This is a genomic window from Pseudomonas sp. DW-iso17, assembly GCF_058725345.1.
This window is the reverse complement of sequence record NZ_JBZXEA010000025.1, coordinates 1-11419: the sequence shown is the minus strand read 5'-3', so window position 1 is coordinate 11419 and position 11419 is coordinate 1. Positions and strand designations below refer to the sequence as shown.

The 11419-nt window shown below is 58.9% G+C and carries 13 protein-coding genes; 6 read left to right on the top strand and 7 right to left on the bottom strand.

The genetic code is table 11. The features are described from left to right. Nucleotide 1: 1 nt before the first annotated feature. Together AC4PS6_RS17545 and AC4PS6_RS17540 are read left to right on the top strand one after the other, a co-directional pair. Nucleotides 2-718: a 2OG-Fe dioxygenase family protein gene (locus tag AC4PS6_RS17545; protein WP_019817257.1), complete on the top strand. Its 717-nt coding sequence runs from the start codon at nucleotides 2-4 to the stop codon at nucleotides 716-718. Then, entirely contained in the window at nucleotides 715-1947 is a 1233-nt protein-coding gene (locus AC4PS6_RS17540) for an MFS transporter (RefSeq protein WP_336827090.1), read from the top strand. Before AC4PS6_RS17545 ends, AC4PS6_RS17540 begins: the two co-directional genes overlap by 4 nt. A 106-nt stretch (nucleotides 1948-2053) precedes the next feature. Here AC4PS6_RS17540 and AC4PS6_RS17535 read toward each other — a convergent pair whose 3' ends face one another. Continuing rightward, the gene (locus tag AC4PS6_RS17535) at nucleotides 2054-2512 is read right to left on the bottom strand and encodes a VOC family protein (protein ID WP_014717815.1); all 459 of its coding nucleotides are present in this window, start codon (nucleotides 2510-2512) and stop codon (nucleotides 2054-2056) included. 74 nt (nucleotides 2513-2586) lie between these two features. After that, entirely contained in the window at nucleotides 2587-3042 is a 456-nt protein-coding gene (gene soxR, locus AC4PS6_RS17530; protein ID WP_014717816.1) for a redox-sensitive transcriptional activator SoxR, read from the bottom strand. 99 nt (nucleotides 3043-3141) lie between these two features. Between soxR and AC4PS6_RS17525 the strand changes: the two genes are divergently transcribed. Then, nucleotides 3142-3507 carry an antibiotic biosynthesis monooxygenase gene (locus AC4PS6_RS17525; RefSeq protein WP_019817256.1) on the top strand — a complete coding sequence of 122 codons (366 nt, stop codon included), beginning with the start codon at nucleotides 3142-3144 and terminating at the stop codon, nucleotides 3505-3507. Here the strand turns inward: AC4PS6_RS17525 and AC4PS6_RS17520 are convergent. After that, the gene (locus tag AC4PS6_RS17520) at nucleotides 3496-4593 is read right to left on the bottom strand and encodes a sigma-54 interaction domain-containing protein (RefSeq protein WP_019817255.1); all 1098 of its coding nucleotides are present in this window, start codon (nucleotides 4591-4593) and stop codon (nucleotides 3496-3498) included. The two genes, AC4PS6_RS17525 and AC4PS6_RS17520, sit on opposite strands and share 12 nt — an antisense overlap. A gap of 267 nt (nucleotides 4594-4860) precedes the next feature. Here AC4PS6_RS17520 and AC4PS6_RS17515 point away from each other — a divergent pair, with 267 nt between their 5' ends. The 3 genes from AC4PS6_RS17515 to AC4PS6_RS17505 all read left to right on the top strand — a co-directional run bounded on the left by AC4PS6_RS17515 (nucleotide 4861) and on the right by AC4PS6_RS17505 (nucleotide 8377). Further along, nucleotides 4861-5127 (top strand): lipoprotein, encoded by a 267-nt coding sequence (locus tag AC4PS6_RS17515; RefSeq protein ID WP_032904559.1) that lies wholly within the window; start codon nucleotides 4861-4863, stop codon nucleotides 5125-5127. Nucleotides 5128-5359: 232 nt separating this feature from the next. After that, nucleotides 5360-6520 (top strand): cysteine desulfurase family protein, encoded by a 1161-nt coding sequence (locus AC4PS6_RS17510; protein ID WP_014717820.1) that lies wholly within the window; start codon nucleotides 5360-5362, stop codon nucleotides 6518-6520. A 48-nt stretch (nucleotides 6521-6568) separates the two neighbouring features. Next, nucleotides 6569-8377 carry an aminopeptidase P family protein gene (locus AC4PS6_RS17505; protein WP_020301054.1) on the top strand — a complete coding sequence of 603 codons (1809 nt, stop codon included), beginning with the start codon at nucleotides 6569-6571 and terminating at the stop codon, nucleotides 8375-8377. Between the two features lie 38 nt (nucleotides 8378-8415). On the opposite strand, the gene AC4PS6_RS17500 is transcribed toward AC4PS6_RS17505, so the two are convergent. The 4 genes from AC4PS6_RS17500 to rhtA form a co-directional block, all read right to left on the bottom strand. After that, complete coding sequence (locus AC4PS6_RS17500; RefSeq protein ID WP_032901924.1) at nucleotides 8416-9006, bottom strand: 2-hydroxychromene-2-carboxylate isomerase; 591 nt, start codon at nucleotides 9004-9006, stop codon at nucleotides 8416-8418. Between the two features lie 34 nt (nucleotides 9007-9040). After that, a complete protein-coding gene (locus tag AC4PS6_RS17495) occupies nucleotides 9041-9772 on the bottom strand; it encodes an SDR family oxidoreductase (protein ID WP_014717823.1) in 732 nt (243 codons plus the stop codon). A gap of 98 nt (nucleotides 9773-9870) precedes the next feature. Continuing rightward, on the bottom strand, nucleotides 9871-10152 hold the full coding sequence (locus AC4PS6_RS17490; protein WP_003190182.1) for a hypothetical protein: 282 nt from the start codon (nucleotides 10150-10152) through the stop codon (nucleotides 9871-9873). A gap of 163 nt (nucleotides 10153-10315) precedes the next feature. Further along, complete coding sequence (gene rhtA, locus AC4PS6_RS17485) at nucleotides 10316-11203, bottom strand: threonine/homoserine exporter RhtA (RefSeq protein WP_020301052.1); 888 nt, start codon at nucleotides 11201-11203, stop codon at nucleotides 10316-10318. Nucleotides 11204-11419 lie beyond the last annotated feature (216 nt).

Sequence of the window (11419 nt, the reverse complement as noted above, 5' to 3'; positions counted from 1 at the left end):
TATGGACATCCCTCAGATCTCGGCGCTTTTGCGCGAACATCACTTCTGTCATCGCCCGGACTTTCGCGAACTGGTCAACGTTGAACCCGGTGAGGAACAAAGCTTTCGCGCGTATTGGGATAACCTGGTGCGCGACGAGGCGTTCAGGACTTACACCCACCGCGAACGGCGCATCTTGCGCTATCGTCTGTTACCGTCACGGCAATTGCAGATCGACAGGAATACGGCGTTCAAATCGCCGGTCACCTACGCGGTGAACTATCGCCAGGGCGTGAATCACCTGAGCTATAGCGAGGAGGGCTTTATCGAGCATCCCCTCATGCACAAGCTGCTGGCGACGGACCTCGCGGTGATTGCCCCGCACCTGGGCGAACAGACCTATACGATCGATATCCATCAGTTCCGGGTGCGGGCGGACGTGTCATCGAGCAGCCCGACCACATCGGGGATTCACCAGGACGGCCTGGATTGGGTGTTCATGCACTTTATTGGCGAATGCAACACGGTGCCGGTGGTGTCGGAGGTGTTTGCCGACGAAACGGAGCACAGCCGGCTACTGAAACTGCCGATGGAGAAATTTCTGGAGACTATCGTGATCAACGACCGTGGGTTCTACCATCGGGCCGGGGAGGTGCGACCGCGGGTAGAGACGGAACCGGCCTGGCGCGATGTGCTCTTGGTAAGCCTGCGCAGTGTCGAGGGGGCACAGCCTGCATGAGTCACGATCAACAACTGAATCTGTCGACCCGCAACGCTCGCCTGATCATCTTTGCCCGCGGTGTGTCGGATTTTGGCGCATTCCTTAACATGGTGGCGTTGTCCACTTATGTGTACTGGCTCAGCCAGAGCGTGGTGTTTGTCAGCATCTTCCTGGCGTGCCGGGTCACCGGCGGGATTGTCTCGAGCCTGTTTGGCATTCCGTTTTTCCGGCGGTTTGCCGGGCGTGGGACGTTGGCGGGGTTGGACCTGGCCCGGGCGCTGTTGCTGATGCCGCTGCTGGTGTTGTTACCGGCCCATCAACTTACCCTTCTTCCCTTTATCGCCTTCGGTATCGGCCTGTGCAATTCGCTGTTTGCCATTGGCCTCAACAGTCAGTTGCCCACTTGGGTCGCGCTTGAGCAGCGGGTGAATACCAACGCATGGATCACCTCGGCGGCCGCCACCGGCGCGGTCTTCGGCAGTTTGCTCTCCGGCTTGCTGATCGCCACGGGCGGATTTGAAGCGGTGTTTGCGGTCAACATCGGCACCTATGTGATTGCCGCTTGCCTGGTCTTGCCCTTGCGCGCGTTGTTTAGCGTTGCTGTTGCCGCGCATCGCGGACTCGCCGCCGAATGGCATGAGCTGACCAAGGGGTTGCGCGGTGCGCCGGTGCTGGCCGCGATGTTGCTGATCAGCATGTTAGACACCCTCGGCAGCGCGGCCCATAACGTCGGTTGGCCAGTGCTGTCGCAGTACATTTCACCGGACACGGCCAAGACGGTCATGGGCTATCTGCTGGCCGTGTGGGCCTGTGGCAAGTTTGTTGGCGCGCGCATCGCCAGTGCAGTGTTGAAAGGTCGTGGCACCCAAGGCATGGAGCGCTTGTTCATGCTCGGTGTGGCGTTGATGTCCAGCGGCTTTATCCTGACATTCCAGCAGACCGAACTGTGGCTGGCGCTGTTGCTGGTGGTGTGGGCGGGGCTGGGCGATGGATTGTCCGAGGTGGCGTTGATCTCCCGTGCGCAAAGCGAGCCCGATAGCTTGCGCTTGCCGCTGTTCAGCCTCTTGACCCTGATCCAAATGGCCGGTTTTGGCGTGGGCATGCTGGTGGTCGGGCCGTTCTATGTGACGTGGACGCCGGCCCAGGTGATCGTGTTGTTCCATGGGCTGCCATTGACCGCCTTGTTGGTCATGACGATATGGCTGGGGCGCAATGCCTACCGGGGTGTCAGATCGACAAACCCTTGAAGTGTTCCAAACGCCACGCGGGCCTTTACTTTGCCGGAGCAGGCCGGTTGGAACCTGGGGCAAGGCGTGGCGTGTTGCAGGCGCGAGCAAGCTCACGCCCACAGGGTTAATGTTGCTTGAACATCTCCATGGCACGCTGGCGGATTTGCTCCTCGGTCAGGTCCTCCTTATGGGTGGCCAGGAACCACAGGTGCCCGAACGGATCTGTCACACTCGCCGAGCGATCCCCATAGAACTGATCCTGCGGCTCGGACACTGCGCTGGCGCCGGCATCAACCGCTTGTTTGAATTGTGCGTCCACATCATTCACATACAGGTGCAAACCGACACTGGGATGCGCGTCCGGATTGCGCAGGGCCGTTTCATCGCAGGGCGTGCCCAGCATGATCACCGCTTCGCCAATACGCAGCTCCGCATGGCCGACCCTGCCGTCGGGCATGTCCAGGCGCATGAACACTGAGGCGCCAAAGGCCTTCTTGTAGAACTCGATCGCCTTTGCGGCCTCGTTGATGCCCAGATAGGGGGTAATGCCGTGATAACCCTCGGGAATAGGTTTAACGCTCATAACGTTCTCCTTTGATTGTGGTTATGGGGTTACAGCCTTTTCACTATAGGTCACGTTGCATTGCGCAACTGGCTTTACCGATCAGCATCAGGCGTGGGCTCCAGCAACTGCGCACCAGGGCCACGCTCACCCAGCTGGTCATCGTGATTGCGCAGCGGGCACGCCTCCATCGACAGGCACCCGCACCCGATGCAACCATTGAGCTTGTCGCGCAGCAGCATCAGTTTGTTGATGCGCTCATCCAGATCTTCACGCCACAACGCCGACAGCCGTTCCCAGTCGTGAGCGTTCGGTGTGCGCCCATCGGGCAGGGCCCGCAAGGCCTCGCCAATGGTCGCCAGCGGAATGCCCAGACGTTGGGCGATTTTGATCAGCACCACCCGGCGCAGTACATCCCGTGGATATCGTCGTTGATTGCCGGCATTGCGATTGCTCTTGATCAGCCCTTTGGATTCGTAGAAGTGCAGCGCGGTGACCGCCACGCCGCTGCGAGCGGCCAACTGACCGACGCTGAGTTCGTTGCTGAGCATGTAAGGCTCCCAAACAGTGCTTGACCTCGACTTAACTAGAGGTTTTACCCTGCGTGGCATCGAATCGCAAGATTCTTCCTACAGAGAGAGGGGGTTTTCATGCAGGTATCAGAGAAGAGTCGCAGCTTCACTCAGCTGATCGAATTTCACATCGAACCCCGTCAGCAATCCGCCCTGGTGGCCGCCTTGACCACCCAGAGCGAGCGTCTGGCCGTGCGCCATGGCGGCTTCTTGAGTGCCAGCGTACAGGTCAGCGATGACGGACGCAGGGTGCTCAATTACTTGCAATGGCAATCGCGGGAAGAGGGTGAGGCGGCCTTCAAATGTTTTGAGCAGGGCGGCGAAGATTTCTGGACGCTGATCCGCGCCCACCGGGCCACGGCCGTGACCTTTGGCGCATTCCAGGTACTGCGCAGTTTTGAGCGCAGTCAGGACGATGCCTTGCACTGCCGACTAAATGGATAGGTGCAGCATCCGTTCGCCTTGCGCATTTTTCCCGGGCCTGCGCTTGTTGACCGCCAGTTCGCCGATCTTGATCAGGCGAGCGCGAGCGACGTTGCGGCTCAGTCCCAGCAAGGTGGCGGTGTGTACCTGGTTGTAGTGGCTGAAGTGATAAGCAGCGCGCAATAAGGCGTCCTCGACCTTTTCATGCAGGGCGCCGGACTGTTCCTCGAAGAGCCTTTGAAACGCCCGCGCCAGCAGGGCTTCTGCACAGGTATCGGTGTCGCTGTCGTTCTGGCGTTCGATGCGCAGGTTCGACAGGCGCAGGTCGTCGGGTTCGATCACAGCGTTGCGGCAGACCAGCAGGGTGTGATGAATCACGTTTTCCAGCTCACGGATATTACCCGGCCAGCTGTAGCGCTTGAGCTTGTGCTCGGCCTCGTGGCTCACGCTGATCGGACCGTAGCCCAGGCGCTGGCTGTAGGTTTGGATGAAGTGCCGGGTCAGCGGCAGGATATCGCCGGTACGTTCGCGCAGCGGGCTCAGTTCCAGGCTGACTACATTGAGGCGGTAGTAGAGGTCTTCACGGAAATGCCCGGCGTTGATGGCCTGTTCCAGTTGTACATTGGTGGCGGCCAGGACTCGCACATCGATTGCAATGCTTTTGCGCGAACCCAGGCGCACCACCTCACGCTCCTGTAGCACCCGCAGCAGTTTGACCTGGATGGCCATCGGCAAATCGCCGATCTCATCCAGAAACAAGGTGCCGCCGTCAGCCTCTTCGAACCAGCCGGCCTTGGCGCTGAGGGCACCGGTAAAGGCGCCTTTCTCATGGCCGAACAACTCGGCTTCCACTAGTGCTTGCGAAAAAGCCCCGCAGTTCACTGCCACGAAGGGCCGATTTCGCCGCGTACTGAGGTGGTGGATATGCCGCGCAACAAGCTCTTTGCCGGTGCCGGTTTCGCCGATGATCAGCACGCTGGCCTCGCTGGGGGCCACTTGCTGGATATGGTCGAGCAGGGCCTGGGACTTTGGGTCTTCGAAGACCTGGGCTGTGGCGCGGATCGAGGTCGCGAGGGCAGGCGAGGGCGGCAGGGTGAACAGCTGCATGGTGACCTCTCATGGGAATTCAAGCTTTGTTGAAGGGCTGTTGCCGGGTGGACAGTGGGCTGCGCGCAAGGTCTTTATAGAGGTATCGTCTTAATTCGTAAATGAAGGTGTTTCTATATTTATAGAACTTAAATGAATATAAAGGCGTTCCCCCTGTGGACGCCGATACGCGTGATAGCGACTATCACGGACGATGATTTTTCAGCGAGAAGGGGCGGGAGTAGCCTGTGTTCATTGACTCGAAACCATCTTCGCAGGGCCATCGCCATGAACCGTTTCCTCGCTGTTTCCCTTTTACTTGTCACCTCTGTCCTTGCGGGGTGTGCGACCCAGCCATCCCCGGAAATGCGCCCTTATACGGCCGAGGAAACCAAGCAGTTGGCTTTGGAGGCCCTGGGCCGTCGCGGCTTGTCGTTTGACGACTATCAACGCCAACGCGCCGCGTTGCTTGGCCAGCCAAAGCCCTTCGGCTTTGATCACCAGGGTGAAATGAACGCCGAGCGCAGCGTGGTTTTGCATGGTCGGCCCAGTTGAGCGCGCTTCATGCAGCAAAAAGCCCGAGGTTTCCCACAAGGAACCTCGGGCTTTTTGTTTGCCATGGGGCTACTTCAGCCTGTTAAGCTCAATTCCAGGAGCGTTCCTACGCACATTTAAATAAAGTTACCTTCTTTAATGGCATTCGATCGGTTAAACCTGACGACCTCTGTTCTGGTCGATGCCCCCCGAGACGCTGTTCTTGGGAATACGCTCTGCGAGTTTTAACCTCATGAATAAACGTCCGCTGTATTTCGACTACGCCGCCACCACGCCGGTGGATGAGCGAGTTATCCAGGTGATGGTCGAGTGTCTGGGTTTCAACGCCCACTTCGGCAACCCTGCGTCCAGTTCCCATGCATTCGGCCAAGCGGCCCGGCAGAAGGTTGAACAGGCGCGTCGCCAGGTAGCCGAGTTGGTGGTGGCCGAGCCCGAGCAGATAGTCTGGACCTCCGGTGCCACGGAATCCAACAACCTTGCGCTCAAGGGCGTGGCCCAGGCCCGTGGTGTGGCGGGTGGGCATATCATCACCAGCCAGATCGAACACAAGGCCACGCTGGACACCGCGCGGCAATTGCAGGAAGCCGGAGTGGCAGTGACTTACCTGGTACCGGATGCAGACGGCTTGATCAGCGTCGAAGCGGTCAGCGAAGCCTTGCGCGAGGATACCTTTCTTGTCTCGCTGATGCTGGTCAACAACGAACTGGGCACCCTCAACGATATCCCGGCCATTGGTGCGCGGGTACGTGAGCACGGCGCGTTGTTCCATGTGGACGCGGCGCAAGGGGCAGGCAAAGTGGCTATCGACCTGGCCCGGTGGCCGGTGGACTTGATGTCGTTCTCTGCTCACAAGCTGTATGGGCCCAAGGGTATCGGCGCGTTATATGTCGGGCCTCGGGCGCAGCAGAAGGTATTGGCGCAGATTCACGGGGGGGGCCACGAAGGCGGTTTGCGCTCCGGCACCCTGGCGACTCATCAGATTGCCGGCATGGGCGCGGCGTTTGCTCTGGCGGCGGCGTCTTTCGAGGATGAGAAGGCCACGATTGTCGCGCTGCGCCAGCGCTTGCTGGATCAATTGGCGTCGGTTGCCGGCTTGCGTCTTAATGGCAGCTCAACCCAGCGTATTCCACACACATTGAGCCTTACCTTCAGCGAAGGCGAATTCAATTCAGCCGCATTGAGTGCAGGCATTGCCTTTTCCGCGACTTCGGCGTGCAATTCGGCCAGCAATGCGCCGTCCCATGTGCTTCTGGCCTTGGGGCATGACGCTCGCAGTGCCGCTCGCACTATTCGCTTGAGCCTGGGCAGGTTTACCACCGAACAGGATATCGACCAGGCCGCGCAGTTGATCAAGGCCGCATTGGCGAGTGCGCCAGCGTTCTGGGCAGTCTGATTTATCATCGCAATACATAACAATTATTAGTGGTTAGCAGGAGACACAATGAGTACGCAGCCTTTGACCCATGGAACGGTTCCCCAGCGCCTGGCGCACACCCGTGAACTGATGCGCCGCGAAGGCATTCATGCCTTGCTGGTGCCATCGGCGGACCCGCATTTGTCCGAATATTTGCCGGGTTACTGGCAAGGGCGCCAGTGGTTGTCCGGTTTTCATGGCTCGGTGGGCACTCTGATCGTCACGGCGGAGTTCGCCGGGGTCTGGGCGGATAGCCGTTATTGGGAACAGGCGACCAAGGAGCTCAAGGGCAGCGGTATCGAGCTGGTGAAGCTGCAACCGGGTCAGCCCGGGCCGCTGGAGTGGCTGGCCGAGCAAACCCCTGAGGGTGGCGTGGTGGCGGTGGACGGTGCGGTCATGGCCGTGGCCTCGGCACGTACCCTGGGTGGCAAATTGGCCGAGCGTGGCGCGCGTCTGCGTACCGATATCGATGTGCTCGATGAAGTCTGGCAAGACCGCCCAGCGTTGCCGAACCAGCCGATCTATCAGCATCTGCCGCCCCAAGCCACCGTCAGTCGTGGCGAGAAACTGGCCGCCTTGCGTGCCAGTTTGAAAGACAAGGGCGCCGATTGGCATTTCATCGCGACGCTGGATGACATCGCCTGGCTATTCAACCTGCGCGGCGCTGATGTGTCGTTCAATCCGGTGTTTGTGTCCTTTGCCTTGATCAATCAGCAACAGGCCACTTTGTTTGTGGCGTTGGGCAAGGTCGATGCGCAACTGCGGGCGGTGCTTGAGCAGGATGGCGTGACCCTGCGTGATTACAGCGAGGTGGCGCAAGCGCTGCGAGCGGTACCGGCGGGCGCAAGTTTGCAAGTAGACCCTGCCCGCGTCACCGCCGGCTTGCTGGAAAACCTCGACGCGGGCGTCAAGCTGGTTGAAGGCCTCAACCCCACCACACTGGCTAAATCCCGCAAGAGCCTGGCGGATGCGGAACATATCCGCCAAGCCATGGAGCAGGATGGTGCGGCGCTGTGCGAATTCTTTGCCTGGCTCGACAGCGCCCTGGGTCGCGAGCGCATTACCGAACTGACGATTGACGAACACCTGACCGCTGCACGTACTCGCCGCCCAGGCTATGTATCGCTAAGTTTCAACACCATTGCCGCCTTCAACGCCAACGGCGCGATGCCGCATTACCACGCCACCGAAGAAGAGCATGCGCTGATCGAAGGTGATGGCTTGCTGTTGATCGACTCGGGCGGCCAATACCTGGGCGGAACCACGGACATCACGCGGATGGTGCCTATCGGTACACCGAGTGAGGAGCAGAAACGCGATTGCACGCGGGTGCTCAAGGGTGTGATTGCTCTGTCCCGTGCGCAGTTCCCCAAGGGCATTCTTTCACCGTTGCTGGATGCCATTGCCCGTGCGCCGATATGGGCAGAAGGCGTGGACTACGGTCACGGCACAGGCCACGGCGTGGGTTATTTCCTCAACGTACATGAAGGTCCGCAGGTCATTGCCTATCAGGCTGCTGCGGCGCCACAAACGGCGATGCAGCCAGGGATGATTACTTCAATTGAACCGGGTACTTATCGCCCTGGCCGTTGGGGCGTGCGCATTGAGAACCTGGTGTTGAACCGTGAAGCGGGCAAGACCGAGTTTGGCGAATTCCTCAAGTTCGAAACCCTGACCCTGTGCCCAATTGATACCCGCTGCCTGGTGCCGTCGTTGCTCACGGCGGATGAGCGTGAATGGTTCAACGCGTATCACGCCCAGGTGCGTGAGCGTTTGAGCCCGCTGCTCAATGGTGCAGCGCTTGAATGGTTGCAGGTGCGCACTGCGGCGATTTGATCGGTTGCAGCCAAGGCATTGCCGGCTGCAATCAACACCTAGCTGAGGGCTTCACGCACAAAGTCCAGGCGGTCCTGGCCGAAGAACAGCTGGTTTCCTACAAAGAAACTGGGAGCGCCGAACACGCCGCGCTTAATGGCTTGTTCGGTTTTGTCCTTGAGAGCGTCCTTGACGGCTGCATCATTGGACAGGGCCAGTACCTGCTCGGGATCGAACCCCTGTTCGGTGAGCACATTGGCCACGACCTCTGGGTCGCCCAGGTGACGGCCTTCCACCCAGAGTGCGCGGAACAGGCAGTCGATGAAGTCGAGGAAGCGCTCAGGCTGGTGGATTTGAATGCCGGTGACGGCGCGCATCAGCACCAAGGTATTGATGGGAAAGTGCGGGTTGAACCTGAGCGGCACGTTGTAGCGTTTGGCGTAACGCGCCAGGTCATCGAGCATATAGCGCCCCTTGGCGGGCACCATGATCGGCGAGGCATTGCCCGTGGCCTTGAATACACCGCCCAACAGCATCGGTTGATACACCACCTGTGCGCCGGTTTTAGCGCACAGCGCCGGCAACTGGGTATAGGCCAGGTAAGTGGCGGGGCTGCCGAGATCAAAGAAGAACTCCAGGGTTTTACTCATGGTCTGTACTCACTGCTTATTGTTATAGAGGGAGTCACCAGGTTTCATTCCAGGGGCGCAGGTCCAGTTCGAACGTCCAGGCGTCCCGTGGCTGGCGATGCAGGAACCAGTAGTTGTCGGCAATATGGTCAGGGTTGAGGAGGGCGTCCTGATCCTTGAGTGCGTATTTCTGCGGGAAGTTCTCGCGAATGAAGTCGGTATCGATGGCACCGTCCACCACCACATGGGCGACATGGATGTTCATCGGGCCTAACTCCCGCGCCATGCTTTGTGCCAGGGCGCGTATCCCATGCTTGGCGCCGGCGAAGGCGGCAAACCCCGCGCTTCCGCGCAAGCCGGCGGTGGCTCCGGTGAACAGGATAGTGCCGCGGTTACGCGTGACCATGCGCTTGGCGACTTCCCGTGCGTTCAGGAAGCCGGAGAAGCACGCCATCTCCCAGATCTTGAAGTACTTGCGTGCGGTTTCTTCCAGAATGCTGCAAGGCACATTGGCGCCGATGTTGAAGACGAACGCTTCAATAGGCCCCAACTCGGTTTCGATTTGCTCGACCAGTGCGATCACGTCCTCTTCTTTACGTGCATCACAGGCAAAACCATGGGCTTCACCGCCCGCCAACTGAATGCTGTCTACCAGGGGCTGCAGTTTGTCGGCGCTGCGACGGGTGACGCAGGCGATGTAGCCTTCGCGGGCAAAGCGTTTGGCTATGGCGCCGCCGGTCGCGTCACCGGCACCCACTACTAATACGATTTTCTTGTTGTGCGGCATGGGAACTCCATTGGCTCGATGGTCGAGCAGGAGTTTAGCCTTCGTGCCGCAACTGGCCTGAATTTAAGATGAGCAGTCAGGAAAGACTGCTCGGGCAGCTATTTGCAGATGACGATCATACTGCGGCTGGTATAGCCAGCTGGGTTGAGGCCGAAAGGATAGTCCCCAGGCTCTTCGGAGTTATCGCCGGATTTGGCTATCACCCGGTAGCCCTTGGCACCGCATGAGTTGGCTGCACTGGTGTAGCACTGGTCCCAGGAGGAGGACAGGCCTGAACAGTTGATATGCAGCCCTTTTTTACCCCGTTTCACTTCTGTTTTTGTGGTTGCAGCACAGCCAGCGATGCCCACAACCAGCAACAGTATCAAAATTCGTTTCATTCCCATCCTTAATAGCCGCCCTGCAAAAGAACAGAGCCGCTTTACTCGCTCTCGAGCGAAGCGTTCATGCTGTCCGTGTCGAAATTCTCCATGAATGACATTCGGTTACGGCCTAAACATGGCCTAAATGAGCGGCAAATACCAGAGCTGGCTTTAAAGATGATCAGTCGGCAGGCACCAGTGGTTTGGATTCGTTGCGCATCGTCAACGTCGCGCCTACGCTAGCCAGGATAATGCAGGTGATGGCCAGCCATTGGGCCAGGGATAAATGCTCATGCAGAAAGAACAGGCCGGAGAGGGCGCCGAACGCCGGTTCGATACTCATCAACGTGCCGAATGTGCGAGCGGGAAGGCGAGTCAGTGCGACCATCTCCAAGGTGTAGGGCAAGGCGGTGGACAGAATTGCGACGCCAATGGCGACAGGGATCAGGGCGGGCGTCAGCAGCGCGGCGCCCGCATGCACGATGCCGATCGGTGCGACGAACAGGGCCGCAATCATCACGCCGAGTGCAGCGGTCTGAACACCATTGTCGTTCCCAGCCTTTTGGCCGAATAAAATATAGAGGGCCCAGCATCCGCCTGCGCCCAGTGCGTAAGCCGCGCCGACCCAGTCGATACCGCTACTGGCCTCGCCCATCGGAATTAACAGCAGCAGGCCGATGATCGCCAGGGCAATCCACAGGAAGTCGACAGCTCTGCGCGAGGCATAGATAGCGACGGCAAGCGGGCCTGTGAATTCGAGTGCTACTGCAATCCCCAGCGGTACGGTACGAAGGGACATATAGAAGAGGAAGTTCATGCCGCCCAGCGCCATCCCGTAAATGATCACCGTGCGCAAGGACTTGGCCGTCAGCGTGGCGCGCCATGGGCGTAATAGCACCAGCATGATCACACTGGCGAAAATCAAACGCAGAGCAGTGGTGCCTTGTGCGCCAACAATAGGAAACATGCTTTTGGCCAATGACGCACCGGATTGGATGGACGCCATGGCGATCAATAGCAGGCCGATCGGAAACAATGCGGATGCCAGGCGGCGAGGAGGGGTGGTCATTGCGGGAGTTCTTCCGAAGTCATGATCGATAAATACGTGGCGCTATGATGCTTAACTGTCAATGAATGAGCAATATATTGCTCAAATGCTGACTCGTAGCTATCTATATAGTGGAAGCATCGGTTTTTCGAGGTTTTTGATAGAAAAACCGAATAATTGGGTTGACGGCAGATTCTGGAAGCCTATAATTCGCCCCACTTCCGGCGCAGTCGAAAC

Excerpts from the sequence above, each read along its gene's own strand:
- AC4PS6_RS17545 (WP_019817257.1), top strand. The coding sequence starts at position 2 with ATGGACATCCCTCAGATCTCGGCGCTTTTGCGCGAACATCACTTCTGT.
- AC4PS6_RS17540 (WP_336827090.1), top strand. The coding sequence starts at position 715 with ATGAGTCACGATCAACAACTGAATCTGTCGACCCGCAACGCTCGCCTG.
- AC4PS6_RS17535 (WP_014717815.1), bottom strand. The coding sequence starts at position 2,512 with ATGAGCGTTAAACCTATTCCCGAGGGTTATCACGGCATTACCCCCTAT.
- soxR (WP_014717816.1), bottom strand. The coding sequence starts at position 3,042 with ATGCTCAGCAACGAACTCAGCGTCGGTCAGTTGGCCGCTCGCAGCGGC.
- AC4PS6_RS17525 (WP_019817256.1), top strand. The coding sequence starts at position 3,142 with ATGCAGGTATCAGAGAAGAGTCGCAGCTTCACTCAGCTGATCGAATTT.
- AC4PS6_RS17520 (WP_019817255.1), bottom strand. The coding sequence starts at position 4,593 with ATGCAGCTGTTCACCCTGCCGCCCTCGCCTGCCCTCGCGACCTCGATC.
- AC4PS6_RS17515 (WP_032904559.1), top strand. The coding sequence starts at position 4,861 with ATGAACCGTTTCCTCGCTGTTTCCCTTTTACTTGTCACCTCTGTCCTT.
- AC4PS6_RS17510 (WP_014717820.1), top strand. The coding sequence starts at position 5,360 with ATGAATAAACGTCCGCTGTATTTCGACTACGCCGCCACCACGCCGGTG.
- AC4PS6_RS17505 (WP_020301054.1), top strand. The coding sequence starts at position 6,569 with ATGAGTACGCAGCCTTTGACCCATGGAACGGTTCCCCAGCGCCTGGCG.
- AC4PS6_RS17500 (WP_032901924.1), bottom strand. The coding sequence starts at position 9,006 with ATGAGTAAAACCCTGGAGTTCTTCTTTGATCTCGGCAGCCCCGCCACT.
- AC4PS6_RS17495 (WP_014717823.1), bottom strand. The coding sequence starts at position 9,772 with ATGCCGCACAACAAGAAAATCGTATTAGTAGTGGGTGCCGGTGACGCG.
- AC4PS6_RS17490 (WP_003190182.1), bottom strand. The coding sequence starts at position 10,152 with ATGAAACGAATTTTGATACTGTTGCTGGTTGTGGGCATCGCTGGCTGT.
- rhtA (WP_020301052.1), bottom strand. The coding sequence starts at position 11,203 with ATGACCACCCCTCCTCGCCGCCTGGCATCCGCATTGTTTCCGATCGGC.